This is a genomic window from Roseibium sp. ROS1, assembly GCF_054658215.1.
The window spans coordinates 284318-302169 of sequence record NZ_BAAGIG010000003.1 but is presented as its reverse complement, the minus strand read 5'-3'; the positions used below and the strand labels follow the sequence as shown (position 1 = coordinate 302169).

The 17852-nt window shown below is 57.5% G+C and carries 13 protein-coding genes; 7 read left to right on the top strand and 6 right to left on the bottom strand.

Going from position 1 to position 17852, the window contains the following annotated elements; translation table 11 throughout:
* Positions 1–73 precede the first annotated feature (73 nt).
* Genes ACYQ6M_RS17525 through ACYQ6M_RS17505 form a run of 5 tightly spaced genes read left to right on the top strand, consistent with a single transcriptional unit; the run spans position 74 to position 5903 of the window.
* Positions 74–322 (top strand): acyl carrier protein, encoded by a 249-nt coding sequence (locus ACYQ6M_RS17525; RefSeq protein ID WP_006933785.1) that lies wholly within the window; start codon positions 74–76, stop codon positions 320–322.
* Between the two features lie 3 nt (positions 323–325).
* Positions 326–1507: an acyl-CoA dehydrogenase family protein gene (locus tag ACYQ6M_RS17520; protein WP_023001638.1), complete on the top strand. Its 1182-nt coding sequence runs from the start codon at positions 326–328 to the stop codon at positions 1505–1507.
* 2 nt (positions 1508–1509) lie between these two features.
* Positions 1510–2418, top strand: a complete 909-nt coding sequence (locus ACYQ6M_RS17515) for an amino acid--[acyl-carrier-protein] ligase (RefSeq protein WP_031269603.1) — start codon at positions 1510–1512, stop codon at positions 2416–2418.
* A gap of 11 nt (positions 2419–2429) precedes the next feature.
* On the top strand, positions 2430–3452 hold the full coding sequence (locus ACYQ6M_RS17510) for a DUF1839 family protein (RefSeq protein WP_460074785.1): 1023 nt from the start codon (positions 2430–2432) through the stop codon (positions 3450–3452).
* Complete coding sequence (locus tag ACYQ6M_RS17505; protein ID WP_460074784.1) at positions 3453–5903, top strand: glycoside hydrolase family 2 protein; 2451 nt, start codon at positions 3453–3455, stop codon at positions 5901–5903. It begins immediately after the preceding gene.
* A 21-nt stretch (positions 5904–5924) separates the two neighbouring features.
* Here the strand turns inward: ACYQ6M_RS17505 and ACYQ6M_RS17500 are convergent, their stop codons facing one another.
* Positions 5925–7232 (bottom strand): lipopolysaccharide biosynthesis protein, encoded by a 1308-nt coding sequence (locus tag ACYQ6M_RS17500; RefSeq protein ID WP_460074783.1) that lies wholly within the window; start codon positions 7230–7232, stop codon positions 5925–5927.
* 52 nt (positions 7233–7284) lie between these two features.
* Here ACYQ6M_RS17500 and ACYQ6M_RS17495 point away from each other — a divergent pair, with 52 nt between their 5' ends.
* Positions 7285–8148: a polysaccharide deacetylase family protein gene (locus tag ACYQ6M_RS17495; protein ID WP_460074782.1), complete on the top strand. Its 864-nt coding sequence runs from the start codon at positions 7285–7287 to the stop codon at positions 8146–8148.
* Between the two features lie 31 nt (positions 8149–8179).
* On the opposite strand, the gene ACYQ6M_RS17490 is transcribed toward ACYQ6M_RS17495, so the two are convergent.
* On the bottom strand, positions 8180–9088 hold the full coding sequence (locus ACYQ6M_RS17490; protein WP_460074781.1) for a glycosyltransferase family 2 protein: 909 nt from the start codon (positions 9086–9088) through the stop codon (positions 8180–8182).
* A gap of 356 nt (positions 9089–9444) precedes the next feature.
* On the opposite strand from ACYQ6M_RS17490, the gene ACYQ6M_RS17485 reads away from it, so the two are divergent.
* Positions 9445–11058, top strand: coding sequence for an alpha/beta fold hydrolase (locus ACYQ6M_RS17485; protein ID WP_460074780.1), 1614 nt, complete (start codon positions 9445–9447; stop codon positions 11056–11058).
* Positions 11059–11076: 18 nt separating this feature from the next.
* Here ACYQ6M_RS17485 and ACYQ6M_RS17480 read toward each other — a convergent pair whose 3' ends face one another.
* From ACYQ6M_RS17480 to ACYQ6M_RS17465, 4 genes are all read right to left on the bottom strand, one after another.
* Entirely contained in the window at positions 11077–13425 is a 2349-nt protein-coding gene (locus ACYQ6M_RS17480) for a GumC family protein (RefSeq protein ID WP_460074779.1), read from the bottom strand.
* 145 nt (positions 13426–13570) lie between these two features.
* Entirely contained in the window at positions 13571–14884 is a 1314-nt protein-coding gene (locus ACYQ6M_RS17475; protein WP_139314023.1) for an O-antigen ligase family protein, read from the bottom strand.
* 164 nt (positions 14885–15048) lie between these two features.
* A complete protein-coding gene (locus ACYQ6M_RS17470) occupies positions 15049–16371 on the bottom strand; it encodes a glycoside hydrolase family 5 protein (RefSeq protein WP_460074778.1) in 1323 nt (440 codons plus the stop codon).
* Positions 16368–17588, bottom strand: coding sequence for a glycosyltransferase (locus ACYQ6M_RS17465; protein ID WP_460074777.1), 1221 nt, complete (start codon positions 17586–17588; stop codon positions 16368–16370). The genes ACYQ6M_RS17470 and ACYQ6M_RS17465 overlap by 4 nt, the downstream gene beginning before the upstream one ends.
* Between the last annotated feature and the right edge of the window lie 264 nt (positions 17589–17852).

Below are 17852 nucleotides of genomic sequence, written 5' to 3'. Positions count from 1 at the left end.
TTTTGGCCTAAATTCCGTCTCGGAACCCAAGGACCGGTTCAAGTGTAACCGTTAGAAAATGGTAAGGACTAAAATGAAACAGACCATTCGGACCCTGCTGGCAAAACACGGCAATCTGCCGGTTTCTATCGACGACGTCGCGGACGGTGCTGACCTCTACGATGCCGGTCTGTCTTCGTTTGCATCCGTCCAGGTGATGCTGGCGCTCGAGGAAGAATTCGATATCGAATTTCCGGAGCATTTGCTGAACCGCAAGTCTTTCTCCTCCATTGATGCGATCGACGCAGCTCTTACCGAAATCCTGAAAGAGCAGGCTGCGTAATCCATGACCGCCGCAGCCAAGATCACTGCCATGGGGTTGGCAGATCGCGCCAAGCGGGCCGCCAAGGTCGCTTCCGAGTTTGCCGACAAGGTTGATGTGGAAGGCCGCTTTCCTGTTGAAGGCATGAACGCCCTGAAAGCGGAACGCCTGATGGGTGTCATGATCCGTCCGGAATTCGGCGGGGAAGGCGCAACGCTGACCGAGATTGCTGATGTTTGCGCAATTCTTGGACAAGCCTGCGCGGCCACCGCGATGACTTATGCCATGCACCAGATCCAGATTGCCAGCCTGGCGGATTACGCGGTGGGCAGTGCCTGGCACGAAGGTTTCCAGAAGCGGATCTGCGATGAGCAGCTTCTGATCGCCTCTGCAACCAGTGAGGCGGGCATCGGCGGCAACTTGCGCAATTCGATCTGTGCGGTCGAGGTCGAGGGCGACACCGTGCGCCTGACCAAGGATGCGACCGTGATTTCCTACGGCGCCAATGCGGACGCCATCATGGTGACCTCCCGCCGGCATGTCGACGCGGCTCATTCCGACCAGGTTGCGACCATTTTCCTGAAGGATCAGTACACGCTTGAGCAGACCAGCAAATGGGATACGCTCGGCATGCGTGGAACCTGCTCCGACGGCTATATTTTCAAGGCGGAAGCTCCGGCTGACCAGATCCTGCCGCGCCCGTTTGCGGAGATTGCGGCCCAATCCATGCTGGCCGTTTCCCATCTTCTTTGGGGCGCGCTCTGGTATGGCATCGCTGCTGATGCGGTTGCCCGTGGGCAGGCATTCGTGAAGAACGCTGCGCGCAAGGCTCCCGGCCAGGTTCCTCCGGGAGCACTGCGTCTGGCGGAGGCGTCAAGCCTGCTGCAGCTGGTCAAGGCCAACGTCGTTGCCGGCCTGAAACAGTTCGAAGGCTGCAAGGGCGACAGCGATGCGCTCAACGCCATGAGCTTCTCCGTTGCCATGAACAACGTGAAGATCGGCACGTCACAGACGATCCTGACAATCATCAACCACTGCATGCTGATCTGCGGGATCGCAGGCTACAAGAACGGTACGCCGTTCAGCCTCGGACGCCACCTGCGTGACGCCCATTCGGCGCAGCTGATGATTTCCAACGACCGTATTCTGGGCAACACGTCCACGATGCTCCTGGTCAACAAACAAGACACCAGTCTTTTGGGGTAATGATGGACGCGCAAGTCTCTTTTCTGGATCAGCTCTTTGCCAAAGGCGTCCTGCATGACAGCGGCGTCGACGGCCTCTATGCCCGCAGCGGTGAATTTGAAGACGTTATTGCCCGTTTCGAAAAATTTGCCCTCACATACGGTCAGGACGAGATCTCCGAAGCAATGGTATTCCCGCCGGGAATGACCATGCAGGATTTCGAAACCAGCGGTTACATGAAGAACTTCCCGCAGTTGGCAGGAACAGTGCATGCCTTTTGCGGCAACGACCATGACCACATGGGGCTGTTGCAATGCATGGCGGCTGGCGACGACTGGTCCAAGGATCAGAAACCGACCCAGGTGGCGCTGACACCTGCTGCCTGCTATCCGCTTTATCCGATCCTCTCGCGCCGTGGTGCACTACCGGCCGAGGGAGCCTACGTAGCGCTGCAGTCCTATTGCTTCCGCCATGAGCCTTCCAAGGATCCGGCTCGGATGCAGATGTTCCGCCAGCGTGAATACGTGCGTGTCGGTTCTGCCGAACAGACCATGGATTTTCGCGAGACCTGGAAACAGCGCGGCTCGGACATGATGGAGCGGCTGCAGCTCCCGCATAACGTTGATGTCGCCAACGATCCCTTCTTCGGCCGAGCTGGCAAGATCATGGCGTCCGGCCAGCGTGAACAGGAATTGAAGTTCGAAATGCTTGTGCCGATCACGTCGGAAGAAAAGCCGACGGCCTGCATGAGCTTCAATTACCACATGGACAATTTCGGCAAGGCCTGGAACATCCGTCAGGCTGATGGAACGCCTGCCCACACCGCCTGTGTCGGCTTCGGTCTGGAACGACTGGCGCTGGCGCTCTTCCGCCATCATGGTTTCGACACGTCCAAATGGCCTGAAGGCGTCCGTGCCACGCTTTGGGGATGAGGGGACGCAACATGACGCAAGCCGTGTTTGACCGCTTCAATGCAGCGACCTACGTGCGTAGCCCGCTCCATTCCCAGGACCGGGACTGGCCCGAAACCAATTGCTATCTTGATGTCTGGATCGAGGTATTGCCGTCGCTTGGTCTACCGGCGGAGGCTTGTCTGTCCTATTCGGTCACCCAGGATTTTGAAGGGGACCAGTTCACCTTCTTCAAGGTGCCGCTAGAGGATCTGGAAGCGCTTTTTGGTCTCAAGGTCACGGAACTTGCGATCTACGACCGGGTGGAAGCCCACGTCCGGCAACAGATCGAACGGGGCCGCCTGTCACTGGTCGAAGTCGACAGCTATTTCCTTCCGGACACACACGGTGTCGGTTATCACGAGGCCCACGGCAAGACCACGATCGCAGTCAACTGGATGGATTTTGAAGCCAGGACAATGGAATATTTCCATGGTCTGGGCCTGCACCGGCTGGAAGGTGACGATTTCGACGGAGTGTTTCAGCGCGGCGCACATGAAAAGCCGACGCCGTTCCTGCCATACACGGAATTCGTGAAGGTTCCGGACACACTGCCAACGCCGGATCACATCCTGAACGTTTCGGAAGGTCTTCTGCGCCATCACCTGAAGCGCCGCCCAAAGCAGAACCCGATTGCTGCCTTTGCACAGGTCTTCCCGGCGCAGGTGGAAAAGATCTGCGAACGCGAGTTCGGCTTCTTCCACTTGTATGCCTTCAACACGCTGCGCCAGCTCGGTGCGAATTTCGAGCTGTTTTCGTCCTATCTCGAATGGCTGGTGGCGGAAGGCAGGGACGATCTGACCGAGGGTGTGCAGATGGCCAAGACCATTTCCTCCACCTGCAAGATGGTGCAGTTCAAACTGGCACGCGCCGTCATGCGCAAGAAGTTTCAGGGGCTGGACGAAGGCTTGCTGCCGGCGGTTAACGCCTGGGACAACCTGATGCAACTTCTCGACACCCACTACGGTGATCAGGACGCACGTTTTACTCCCGTAGTCCGCGCTGCCGGGGCTTGAATGATCGACCTGGGTGAAGTGACCTGGGCGCTGTCAATGACAGAGCCCGGTGCCTTTGAAACACCGCTTTCGACGGGGCACCAGTGGGATTTCGTTCCGGCACACGTTCCGGGAACCGTCGCCGGTGCTCTGACGGTTGCAGGACTTTACGACCCGGAAAATCCCGCTCCCCTTCATGGCAAAGACGTCTGGTATGAAGCCTGGTTCGACGCCCCGCCGGGCCGATATCGCTTGCACCTGGACGGGTTGGCGACCATTGCCGAGGTTTACCTGAACGACTTTGAGGTGCTGTCCAGCCGGAACATGTTCCGCAAATACAATGTTCCCGTGGAACTGGCCGATCGCAACGTTCTGAAAATCTGCTTTCGCGCGCTAGAGCCGCACTTGAACGCAAAGGGGCCGCGCGCCCGGTGGAAGCCTCAGTTGGCAACCAGCCAGGGGCTGAGGCTCTTGCGGACGACGCTTCTCGGTCACATGCCTGGTTGGTGCCCAGAAATCCATGCGGTTGGCCCATACCGCCCAATCAGGCTCGAACCCCAGACGACACCGCGTATTGTTGAAAAGCATATTCTTGCGGACCTGGCTCCGGATGGCACTGCCGCGCTGTCAGTTACGGTCAGGCTCGAAAATACGGATGCCGTTCCGGTGCTGACTTGCGCGGGAGCATCGGCGAAGATGAGCCTTCAGGACGACGGTTGCTATGCGGCGACCGTCCGTCCTGAGGGCGCCAAGCCCTGGATGCCGCACACGCACGGCGAGCCTGCTCTTTACGACGTAACCGTTCAGGCCGCTGACAAAACTCTTTCACTGGACAAGACAGGCTTTCGCCGGATCGAGGTGGACCACGGTGCCGATGGACGCGGCTTCGGCCTGAAGATCAACGGTGTGCCGGTCTTCTGCCGGGGCGCCGTCTGGACCAATGCGGATCTCTTGAACCTGTCGTCCAGCCGCGAAACCTATCGCCCGCTGTTGGAAAAAGCCCGGGACGCAGGCATGAACATGCTGCGCATCGGCGGGACGATGCTTTACGAGAGCCGCGCCTTCCTTGAGCTATGTGACGAATTGGGCCTGCTGGTCTGGCAGGACTTTCAGTTCGCCAACTACGATTATCCCGTGAAGGATGCCGCCTTCGTAGCGGAGGTCGAGGCGGAACTGCGCGATCAGCTGGATGAAAGCATGGGCAGCCCTTCACTTGCCGTTCTGTGCGGTGGAAGCGAGATCTACCAGCAGGGTGCCATGATGGGGCTTTCCGAGGATCGCTGGAAGGGGCCGCTGTGCGAGGAGATCTTGCCGGCTATTGCCACAGAGCTGCGGCCGGATGTGCCCTATGCAGCAAATTCGCCATGCGGCGGGGTCCTGCCGTTCTCCCCCAACGAAGGCATCGCCCACTATTACGGCGTCGGGGCGTATCTGCGGCCTCTGGAAGACGCAAGACGGGCTGACGTCCGCTTTGCAGGTGAGTGCCTCGCGTTTTCCAACATTCCCGTCCAGCAAAGCCTGGAAGAAGGATTGCCGGTGAAACCGGGGCATGATCCACGCTGGAAGGCACGGGTACCGCGGGACCGCGGCGCCGGCTGGGACTTCGAGGATGTGCGCGATCACTATCTGAAGCTGCTCTACGGTGTCGATCCGTCCGCGCTTCGCTACGGCGATCCGGACAGATACCTCGACCTCGGACGGGCGGTCACCGGTGAGGTCATGTCCGAGACCTTTTCCGAATGGCGACGGCCCGGGTCCAATTGCCAGGGCGCACTGGTCTGGACCCTTTCCGACCTCTCGATGGGTGCCGGGTGGGGACTTGTTGATGCAGCCGGACGGCCCAAACCCGCGTGGTATGCCCTCAAGCGCGCATTCAGGCCGGTAATTGCCTGTGTCACCGACGAAGGCACGAACGGCCTTGCTATTCACGTCCTTAACGAAAGGGCAGAGGAAAAGCCGGTCAGGATCAGCATTGCCTGCCTGAGGGATAGCCAGGTGCCGGTGGTTTCAGGAGACAAGGAGCTGTTGTTGGCGCCGAACAGTGCGCTGACGCTCAATGCTGTGGACCTGATCGGAGCCTTCTTCGACGTCACCTACGCCTATCGTTTCGGCCCACCCTCGCATGATGTAACCGTGGTACGTCTGTTCGATACGCAAACCGGAGAACTCATTTCCGAGGCGCATCATTTCCCTCTCGGCCGAGGACAGCATCGCCATTTCGATGCGCCCGAGGTGAGTGTGGAACAGGACGAGGCCGGCAGTTGGTCACTGATGATCCGTGCCAAGCGCTTCCTGCAATCGACCGTCGTTGCCATTCCCGGATTTGAGGCGGAGGACAACTGGTTCCATCTGGCTCCGGGCGAGGCAAAGTGCATTCAACTGCAACAAACGCCAGACGAAGAACGCGATGATCAGGCAGCCCCCAAAGGGCAACTTACGGCCTTGAACTTCGCCGGGCGCGTGCCCTTCTGACGCCTTTCTGGAAGCAACGGATCAGCCTGCGGTTTCGTCTGGTTCGGGCGCAGGTGCCTTTGTCCAGAAAATGAAGAACCAGGTGCCCGCGGTCAAAGCAATCTGGACGCCAAAGCGGAAAAGCGCTGCCCCGGCCAGGCCTCCTAACGCAGCGCCAAGGCTGACGACGGGTATCAACAAAAGACTGGTACTGATGAGCAGCGCCATCCGCACGCGTTGACGACCGGTGGCTCGCAAGATGTCCGCCCCTACACCGGAAAGCCCCATCAGGAGCGGATAAAACGCAAGGCACATAACGACTGTCGGTGTTTCCGCGAAATCTTCACCCAGAACAAGGGGAATGAAACCGGCGATCAGCAACAGGAAAACTGCGACCGGCAGGGCGAGGAACACCGTCACCGGCAACAGCTTGACGCCGAAAGCAAGGCTGCTTGCCTGCCCATCTTGTGCCTGGCGAAAATGGCGGGTGTAGGTTGCATAGAGAAACGCTCTGACGGGCGCTGAGGCTGCGTCGATGATGCGGAACCCGGCTGAGTACTGCCCGCCTGCATCTGCGCTCAAAGTGTGAACGACCACCGGCTTGTCCAGATCCTTCATGCCGCCGATGGCAAAAAACTCGATGCAATAGAGAAGGCTGAGTTTCAGGTCGTCCCGGATCAGGGTGAAGGTCGGCCGGCCGAGATCACGCAGAACAAGCCAGCAAGCCGCAACAGCAGACAGAATTCCGGCGGCGAAATACCACCACGCCCATTCCTGGAGCGTGAGACTTCCGGGAAGAAGCGTGGCAACGAATAGGAAAGCGAGTTTCAACGAAGCAGCCAGAACATTGATGACAATCTGTTTTCTGGCCCGGTCGAAGGCCATGTAGGATTGCGCGGACAAGATCACCAGCTTTGTGAGGAGCAGATCCGAAACAGTGACAATCGCGATAGTCGATAGCGGAACGGTATCGCCGATGAGGACGTACAACAAAGCGATTGTCCCGGGCAGGACAAACGGAAAGGTAAGTCCCATCATGATCAGGGAATGCCCGAGGTATCTGCCGAAGGACTGAGGCTCAACCGCGACCCGCTGGAGGAGAAGGTATTCACTGCCCAAACCGACCAGGAAACCGGCCATGATGGAGACACTGACGATGGTGATGAACAGACCGTAGTCTGCTGCCCCCAAGGCGCGCGAAATGAACAGGAAAAAGACGAGCTGAATGACGAGCAAGAGACCAAAATTGATCGTGTAGGAAATTGTATTGGCAACAAGCGGGCGTCGTGAGAGGCCAAGGGCCTTGTCATAAAGCGCGCGAAATTTTCTCGATGCCGAACTGGAATTCATTGACACGAAATTGCCTCGAGGCGTGGGCCGTTGATCGAAAAAAGCGGGATCCGTGGCCGCTGGCCTTGGACCGCAGGAGCGGATTTTGTGTATCTGCCCCCCGGATAAGTCACAACAGAAACTAGGTGCCAAACCTGACTGCGCCGTTAATAGGCAGGCAACGCGAACCTGCACAAACTATTTTAACTTCCCTGCGTCAAGGATCTGGCGTCCTGTTCGAAAAGGCGGAGAAAAAATGCTGGCAAAAACGCAGGTTCTCACTTTCCACGGTATTGGTGTACCAGCGGTGCCTGTTTCGCCGGAAGAGAGCCATTACTTCGTTCCGATAGAGACTTACCAGCGCACAATTGAACGCCTTCCTGCACTTGAGCAGAAACACGGAGTGAAGCTGGAAATCACCTTTGATGACGGCAACCTGTCTGATTACGAGGTTGGGTTGCCAGCCCTTGTGGAGGCGGGCCGGCCAGGTCGTTTTTTCGTTCTGGCTGCACGTATCGGGGCAAAGGGCTATCTGACCGCGGAACAGATGCGGGAGATTGTTTCGTCGGGATCGGTCATCGGCAGCCACGGCCACGATCATGTCGACTGGCGCAAGCTGGATGCTGCCGGCTTTCAACGGGAACTTTACGACGCACGAAAGAAAATCGAGGATGCGGTAGGGGCTGCTGTCACAGAAGCGGCGATCCCGTTCGGTGCTCTGGACGCGAACGTTTTGCATCGTCTCAAGGAAGCCGGGTATCGACGGGTCTTCACAAGCACACCAGGACTTGCCTATCAGACGGCATGGTTCTGTCCGCGCTTTTCGCCTGCAAATGGCTTTGACCCGGATCGTGACATCCCGCCGATGTTTTCGGCCAAGAAGCGCCTGAAAAGCTCCCTCTATGCCTTCGCACGGCGCGCGAAATTCCGCATTTGAAGGCATGTCCGAGGCGTAGGCGCCAACTGGTTCAATCCGGTTTTCTGTAGAGCTCTGCAAGGGGCAGGTTGAATACAGCGCGCAGCTTGCCTGTATTGAGCGCAAGTTTTTGCCGCATCCGGAAAGATCGTCCTTTGTCGAGAAGCCGGAATGCGAGCGCTAAAACACCGGCAACGGCACATTTTGCCAGTGCTCCAAATGCGAAAAAAACGTGCCAGAAAGGGTCTGGATGCCGGGCGAGGCGCATCTGGCCATAGGATTGGCCTGACCGTGTCGCGCGGCTGAGAATGAACTTCGTCGACAATCGGTCTTGGGGAACATGTTCGTGCGCGATCGCATCGTCCGTGGCAAAGATACGTGCCCCGCGTTCAGCTGCTTGAGCAAAGAAGATGGTGTCTTCGCCGCCTGTCCGGCCATAGGCTTCATCAAATCTCAGTTCCAGCGCACGAACAAAACCAACCCGCACCAGCGTGTTGCCGCCCCGGCCGGTGTAAAGCCGTTTTCCCCGGTACCCCCAGTCGGTGTAAAGCGGGTTCGCGCGCCGCATCCACTCGGGCGTATTGTCCGGATAGCGTGGTTTTACCGGGCCGATCACGACGTCTGCGTTGAAGTCTTTCTGGCAGGCGAAGAGTTTTTCCAGCCAATCGCGCTCCACCCATTCGTCGTCATCGACAAATATCAGCCAGTCGCCATCAGCAGCATCGAGCAATGCGTTGCGGGCTGAAGAGATATTACCGCTCGCCACGGCAAGACAGGTCACGTCCAGCGACTTGATGGGGTGACCGGCAACGAGTTTGGTCGCCGCACCGGATTTGGAATCATCGGCCACCAGCACGTTGAGCTCCATCCCGACCGGTTTGGTCACCGCTGCCAGGGAACGTAACGTATCGAGCAAGGTTTCACGGCCAATGCTCGCTATGGCGACGGAAACTTTTTCCATTCAGACTGGGCTCCGAAGCAGAGTTGGAAGCAATCAACAGGATGTGAGACGATCTTTTAATGCACCAGAAGTTCCTGCAGCATTATTAAACAATGGCTTAGAAAAAAGGCGCAAGATGCCCCGGAATTTGGAAGGACCGCCTTTCACCCGCCATGAAGCTGGAGCTCGCACGTGATATGAACCGGCAAGGTTTTGATACCTCCTCTGCTACACCTGTTGCCGGAACGTCTGCTGTGGCCTTGCCGATCTCGTTTGATGGGCTTGCTGGTTATTTTCATCAAGCTGCGGGAGGCACAGCAATCCTGCTGTTGAGCCCCTGGGGGTATGAAGAGCTGTGTTCCCGGAAAAGCTACAGGATGCTCGGCGAAAAATTTGCTGCATCCGGGTACCCATGTCTGCGGTTCGACTATCCGGCTACCGCGAATTCACACGGGGACAGCGCGGACATTCAGGACAAGTCGGCATGGCAGGGTTCCGTTCGAACAGCCCTTTCCGAACTCAAGAGATTGGCAAACCCGGATCGGGTTGTCGTGGTCGGACAGGGGATAGGTGCAAGTCTCGCAAGCAACCTGGCAGCAGACGGAGAGATTGCAGGACAAGTGCTACTGGCGCCAGTTGCCCAGGGACGAGCTTATCTGCGGGAACTCGCAGCCTGGACTGCGTTGACGCAGCCGACGTTCCTGGTCAGTGCGTCGGATGGTCCCGAAGGCGGGTTGATGGCAGGCGGTTTCGTGCTCTCGGCCGCAACAGCCGACGAAATCAAATCGCTCAATCTCTACAAGACGGAATTGCCCTCCGGATTGAAGACATTGCTTGTTCAAAGGGCCGACCATCCGGGCGATCAGAAACTTGCAGATCACTACGCCGAAAACGGTTTGCAGTTCGAGAGCCTGTCGTTTGAGGGGTACGTCGACTATGTGTCCGACCCGACCCTGTCCGTCCCCCCGGTTCAAACCCTGGATCGGATTGTAGCCTGGGTGAAGGCCAATTTCCCGGCAGGGCAATTGGAGACTGCAGCTCTTGCCGAAGTCTCTGCCGTTTCGGAGCCATTGCCAGATGTCGAGGAGGAGGCGCTGCGTTTCGGGCCCGACAAAATGTTCTTCGGTGTGCTCGCGAGCCCCCGTGGCAAACGTGCGGAAACGGCGGTGATCATGCTCAATTCCGGATATGACCATTCCATTGGCTGGGCACGCATGTCGGTCGGCTTTGCCAGGTCTCTTGCGGAAAGCGGCTGCGCGGTCCTGCGCACGGATCTGGCTGGTATCGGTGAGAGCTGTTATTGGCCGGATCAGCCGTCCCAGGTTCTTTATTCTGACAGGCAACTGGAGGATGTCAGAGCCGCCGTCGGGTTCCTCAAGGAACGGACCGGGGTGAAAAACGTTATCCTGTTCGGCCGTTGCAGCGGTGCCTATCTCGCCCTTCTGGCGGCTGCAGACGATGACCGCGTCAATGCGGCCTTTCTGGTGAACTCACGCAAACTGGTCTGGGATCCGGACGAAAACGTGGACAAGGCTATCCGTGAGCCGATACAGACGCTGTCCAGTTATGGACGCAAGGCGGTCGATGCAGAGACCCTGAAACGGGTTCTGTCAGGGGAAATCAATCTGGTTTCCGCTCTGAAAAAGGTAACCCGGCCCGTGAAGTTGAAGGTCGACCGAACCCTGGCACCTGTTCTAGGCAATCTGTCACGCCATTACCGGCTCTTCAAGGTCCTGACCAGTCGCCTTCAGAAACTCGAGCAGCGTGATGTCCCAGTGTCTCTCGTCTATAGCGACAACGACCGGGGGCTTCTTGAGTTGCACAACTGGTTCGGCGTCGACCGGCATGGATTGAAAGCCTATCCGAACATCGAGATGCACGGCCTGCAGGATGCGGATCACAACCTGACACCTATCGCCGCCCGTCAACAGATGTTCGCCCTGTTGACTGACTTCGTTGCGAAAGTTTCCGCTTCAAGATCTCGCAAGTGATGCGTCAGCTGATCCGTTTCACGCGTATTTACGGCGTGATGGCGGGGGAGTGCCGGTCATCGTTCGCACGAGACCGGAAGGCCGACCTTCTGCGATCGTAAGCAGGTCACGCGACAGGATCGGCATCGAGATCTGATCTTCTTCACGCTCGGCAACCGTGACCAGGAATTGCGTCGAAAGGCCTGCGAGCGGATCATCTTCGACAAGTTGCGGCAGGGCAACGCCATCGATGATTACAAGATCGTAGTCACGCGCGATGTCTGCGAAATCGAAAGCTTCGCGGATGTTCATCCGGTGGTGCTTGTACTTCGGCAATCCGGAAACCAGCGACAGAAAGGAAATATCCAGCTCGTCGTAGTCGACAACCCTTTCGCGAAGCGTTCCGCCAATGTCTTCCATATCGTCGATGCTCAGGTCGTGGCTGAGCATGCGCTGTTTCGGTTCACCATCGGCGAGGAGCACGTGCAATCCGCGCTGGGCCGCCCCGAGGGCGAGGGCAAGGGCAGCAATGGTCTGGCCATGGCCAAGGGCAGGAGAGGTCAGAAAGACGATCCGCGTGCCGTTTTGGGCAGGCGCGCTCTGGATCGATGCAATGATCTGGTCAACGCCTTGTCCGAAAGACCATCCAGGTCCGGCTTCGTCCGAATAAAACTGCTCGATCGCATCTTGTACGGCAGAGATGGCGTCGGAGCTGAGCGGACGGACACTGCCGTTTTCGTCGGTTTCCGTCAGCCAGGGCAGCTGGCTGATAACTTTCAGCCCGGGTTCTGATTGGGGCACTTGCCTGGAGGGAGTGCGTTTGCTTCTCGTCCGCGTTCCCGGCAACCCCACTGATGAGCGTGCATTGTGGGCGGTGTCGACAGCCGTGGTTACGGGAGCAAGCGACTGTGCAGGGCCGGCGACGGCCATTGCAGGTTCGGGGTTCTGCAGGAACTCCGGCAACAGGTGTTTTTTGGCAATGCGAATGGCTTCGCCGCCAACGGCGATTATGGTGCCGAACAGCAGACCCAGGATTCCGGCCAGCACCACCATGATCTTCCGTTTCGGGTAGACCGGGCTTTCCGGCAGAATGGCAGGCGAAATGATGCGGGCATTAGGGAGAACAACCTGGTCGAGCTGCGAAATTTCCTTGGCCCGGCTCAGTGCGATCTCATAAAGCTGCCGAGTTGCCTGTGCTTCCGTTTCCAATTCACGCAACCTGATGGAGGCCGCCTGGTCGACGTCGGAAAGATTTCGCGTGGAATCGAGCTGCTGCTCGAGCCTGGAAACCCGTTCCTGATTGACCTGGACATCGATGCGTGTGGATTCCGCAATCCGCCTGATTTCGTCCCGGATGAGATTGCGCAACCGTTCCAGCTGGGATCTTGCCTGCACGACAGACGGATGTGAGGGCAGAAGATCGGCCATCAGCTGAGCTTCCGTGCGTGCAGCCGTGGCATATTGCTGGCGAAGTGAGGAGATCGTGGGGGAATTGACCACATCTCCGATGGATTCCGCGTCGACACCGCTTTGCAGAACCCGCTGGATCTCATCGTATTTGGCGGTTGCTTCCGCCAGTGCCGCACGGGCATCGATGAGCCTGGAATTCAGTCCGGTCAGTTCCTGTCCCGTCAGCAGCGACCCCTCGTCGGAGTTCTGCAGCTTGTTGGCCGCGCGGAATTTCTGGATTTCTTCTTCGGCTTGCCTCAGGCGTTCCCGCAAATCCACCAGCCGATCATCGATCTGGGCGGCGGCTTCGTCCGAGGCCAGGTCAACTTGCCGTTTCTGGTCGGACAGATAGCTTTCGGCGATCGAATTCGCCAGAACGGCAGCCTGGACCGGTGAAGGGGATTCCGCGGCAATATTGATGACGAAGGTCTGACCAACGCGCTTGACGCTGGTTGCATCTGCAAGAGCTTCGACCGCGGCGGTCTCCTGCGCTTCAAGCGTTGCCGCGTCCTTCTTGGTTGCCCCGAAGATCAGGCTCTTGAACTGGCTCATCAACCCCGGCTTGCCTTCGCCGAAGTGAGGGTCTTCAGCCAGGTTGTTTTCCCGGGCGACGGGTCGCAGCACTGTGTCGGAATGGATGACCGACATCTGACTGTCGATCACTTCCGAGCCTTGTCCCGTGCGGCTCGGGCGGTTCGGGTCATCGAAAGGCTGGCGGACAGTTGGGTCAAACAGGACTTGCGAGGAGGCTCTGAAGATCGGTGTGATGGTCAGGGAGTAGGCGGCAGTCAACGCTGCAAAAACAAATGCAATTGCCGCGATCAGGAAGATGCGGCGACGCAAGACCTGAAAAATGGACAGGATGTCCAGAGCAATGGCATCGCGGCCTTGAAGGGCCGCCTTATCGTAAGCCGGGTTTTCTACCTGTCTGGGGTCCACAAAAAGTCACCTTATGTCCTCGCGGGCATGCGTCTTATTGCTTGTAAGCACTTATGGTTAGTGAACTGCTAATTTGCGGCAAGACTACGGTGCTCCGACACCACGAAGCCCGCTGTCGTTTGCCTGCGGCCAGAGAGGGGGGGCACTAGTTCTGCGAACGATTGTCCCAGGTGCGAACCACTGCATGCGGCAGCAGCGCGGCAAGCAAGAAAATCAGCCAGTTCAGGGAAAAGGAACGAAACCAGGCGCTCTCCAGCATGTTGTGACAGGTGACGAAGAGGATCAACGAATAGCAGAGAAAGGCAATCCGGTAGTCCAGGGAAACGACCCGGGCTGCGGAAAACAGAGCGGTCAGGATAACCAGGAACAATAGCGAAATTCCGACAATGCCGAGTTCGAGCATGACATCGAGATAACCGTTATGAGCCTGGATCAGCAAAATGACGAAACCCGGCGCCTCACGGAAGGCAATTGAATCGGACCCCGTGGCCCAGAAAGACGCATAGCCCTGGCCAAGTACCGGAGCTCTGGAAATCACATCCACGACAAACGCCCAGATGAACGTCCGGCCGGTGTAGGTCTCGTCATTGAACAGGAACAGAGACAGGTCCGAGAACCCGAACCGTGTAAGGAGCGAGAGGAAGGACAGAAGAACGGCGCCGGTAACCGCTCCGAAAATCAGCAGCAATGCCGCATTGATACGGAAGAGGAACGCCATGCCGACTGCAATATAGGCGATGACCGGCATGAGGACGGCAAGCCCGAGGGAAGTTTTCGACTGGCTGAGAACAAGCAGGCCAAAAGCCAGTGCCGAAATGATCAGCATGCCGAAACGTTTCAGAAAACCGCGCGAAACCAGAAACCCGTAGATATTGAACATCATGGCCAAAGCCATGACCGCGCCCAGATTGTTTTTCTGGGTGTAGATGCCTGCGTGACCGATAGGTGTCGGCGGTAGCAGGACGACTGCAACCGCATTCATCAGAACAACGGTATTCATCAGCAGCATCAGTCGGCTTAGCAGTGAGCGGGCGTCGTCCGTAAAAGAAACCGAAATCACAAGGCTCATCACAATGATGATCTGCAAGACCACGCGGCGAAACGCAATTCCGGGTGCATGAGACCAGAGCACGCTCGTGACAGCGAGCAGCAGATAAAGCATCAGGATCCAGATAAGCGGACTTTTCAGAACCGTAAACGCGTTGAGCAAGCGCCGCCCCGCCGATACCAGCAGAACCATGAACAGGCAGATCCAGAACAACTGGTTCAATGCGTTGGACTTTGACGCGCTGATGTTGGCCGCGGTGTCTTCACCTCCGGACGACACCAGAAAGAATGGGCTGATCAACATCGGATAGGCAAGCAGCAGCACCGGAATCCAGTTGAAGATCCTGTCCAGCAACGTTTGCCCGTGCATGGCGGCCTGTGGCCCGGACTGTTCAACGGGGTGAACTGTCAAATCCCAGTCTCCAGATCAATTGCAGCTGCAGAAGCTTTCTGCCGGCCCGCACCGCTAGGTCAGTCACTAGGCATGATTCGCAGCTGTCAGCTCAATCTATCAGTCACGATTTCGCACAGTCGACTGCAAATTCCGCATCAACTGTCGTGCCTGGATGGCGCGGTTCATAGCGCGTCTGCGTTGAGCCCCAAGGTATCGACCATAGCCGGCTCGACGGTTCTTTTGACGTTGTCGGTCATCAGACCGAAGCCTTCGTAGTAGTCCCACAAGGCCCAGCCAAAGCCGCGTTCCTCCACCACTGTGCGGACGTCCCTGATCCAGGCAAGCCTGCTTCCATCGTCCGGAAGTCCTTTCGGGGGACGGATAGCACTGAATTCGCCAAGCACGATCTGGTCCGGGGAAATGTCATGTTTTTCCGCCCACTGCGAGATCGTGTCAAAGCGGCTTTCAATGAAATTCCGGTCGGGCCTTTCACGTTTATAGTAGTCCCTGACACCGTCCATCGCCTTGTCGAAGGCATAGTCGGGAACGTCGACATCGGCTGCCTTGAGGGCGGCGATATGCTGACGTGTCCTCTCTTCGGCAGTCTCCACGTCACCCGCCGTCCAGGGATAGCTGAGGCCCGCGATATAGCGGAGAGGGTCCAGTACCCAGGGGAGGGATTGATGGGTGAAATAGAAGGGCTCGTAGAAATGGAAGTCGACGATGATCTTGTCGTCATAGCCGTCGAGACTCATGTACTCGAGGCCTTCCATGGACCGCCAGCAGCCCGGGGTAAGGACAATCGGCAGGTCTGGCGCAACACTGCGCGCCCTGTCATACAGCTGCTTTTGAGAGACAGACCAGTCTTGGCTGTCTTCTTCGAAACAGACGCCTTGCGGCTCGTTCATCAGTTCCAGCGCGACCTTGTCCGTCGGCAGATCGCGGATCCGCTTGGCGACTTCTTCCACAAGATCGGAGTAGGCCTGAAAGCGCGGGCCATCGGGTGCATCGCGCAAAATGTCGACAGGTGCCCATTCCGTGAGATATGCAGCCGGATGCAGATCGACCATCACGGTAAAGCCGCTGTCCAGTAAGCGCACCGTTATGGATTTCGTATCATCCAGCAAGATACGGCGTTCGCTGTCCGTCGCGGCCAGAAAGACGCCGGCGTCGATCGGAAAGCGAATGAAGTCGAACCCGAGCGCGCGCAGGCGTTCAAGTTCGGCGTCGGAGACCTTGGACAATTCGCCCCGGAACGGTGGCCAGAGATATTTTCCCGGCCGCTCGGGATCCCGATAGGCAAAATTTTGCAGTCTGGAAACATTGATACCCCGTTTGAATTTGGGGATCGAGATCGTCTCCTCCTTCGCTGCCTGAGTTCCGGCAGCGATAGCGTTCTGACGTTCGTCCAGATACACGAAACCACCAACGAAAACGAGGAAAGCCAGACCAAAAGCAAGCGCGGTCAGCCAGGACCATAGGCGCTTCGACTTTTTTGCGGTCACGTGCGGCTCCGTTGTTGATCGGGGGTCAAGACAGCTTCCAGGTCCTGACGGTAACTTTCAAGGATCATTGCAGGGTTGAACCGGTCGTGCAAGATTTGCTCGCTTGCCACAATCTGGCTGCGATAGTGAGCTGATTTTTCCGCCAATTCCTTGAAAGCGGCCGCAATTCCAGCGACATCACCGGGTTTCACGCCGATACCGACATCGATATCATCAAGATAACCGTCGATACCCGTATCCTTGCCGTAGATAATCGGCAAACCGGCAAACAGCGCTTCCAGGTAGACCATCCCGAAGGTCTCGTTGTAGCTGACCAATGCCATCGCAAGATAGTGCGGCAGAACCTCGAACAGGTCCTTGCTGTTCATCGGTCCAAGAATCCGTACGCTGTCGCCGAGCCTCAGTTCGGCAATTTCCTTTTTCGCCGCTTCCACGGCCTCCGCACTGCCGGGGCCGATCAGGTCCAGTCCGATGTCCGGGTGTGTTTTTTGGAAAACGGCAAATCCCTGCAGCAGGTCAGACATGCCTTTCCGGCGGCGCATGTCCAGATCGAATACGCTGACGAACCGGGGGATCGGATCCTTAACCGGCACTTTGCTGGTGGAGTTCCCAACAATGTTTGGAAGCAGTCTTTCCTTCTCAGGCTGAGCTGGAACATACCTGTGGTAGGTGTCCCGGAACCAGGCAGAGATATGATAGATCTTGTCTGCACGTGCCGCGATCCGGCGCATCAGGCTCCGGTACGTCGGCTTGAACAGCAGGATCTTGCGCTCCGATTCACCGCGAACGGAAATGAACAGCCGGGTATCCGGTCCAAACCGTTCTGCCAGCCACAATCCCGCGATGCCTTCAAACGAGAGTTTATGTGCGTGAACAAGGGCAGGTGTCTCACGCTCGGTCTTCAGCGTCTTAAACACATGTCTTGCGATACGTCGCATCGCCGATGCGAGACCTATACCCATCGGCAGGCCGAAATAGCGGTAGGAGTATAGCCGCACGCCTTTTATCTCACCGCAATCCTTGAAGCTGGCCTGCCAGGGCAAGCTGGTCCGGTCCATAGTCACGACGATGTGCCTGCCGAAGTCCACGCCGGTGACGAGACGCTCGATTGCGGTGGTTCTGCGATGGAATTGCTGCGGGTTGGGGTAGTCGGCGCTCAGATGCAGGATGAGGGGTGCTGCTGCACCCGGTTCACCGAATTCTGCTCTTGTGTCCATTGTTTCCCTCGGCAGCGAATATTGGCGGCAGAACGGTTGCGCCGCGCTCATCGGTCTTTGATTGCAACAAGGCCGCAGGTCGTTCCATCAGCCTGTTTGATCGTCATTTTCGGGGCAAACTTCTCTCATTACGTTTCAATAAAGAGTGAATGCCGCACCTTGCGTCACCAACGGCCTCATTCTGGAGCGTCACGAGAGAGCGGAAATGTACAATCGACAAAAATAACTAACTTTAAACGACAGTTCGTCACATTGCCGGCAGGC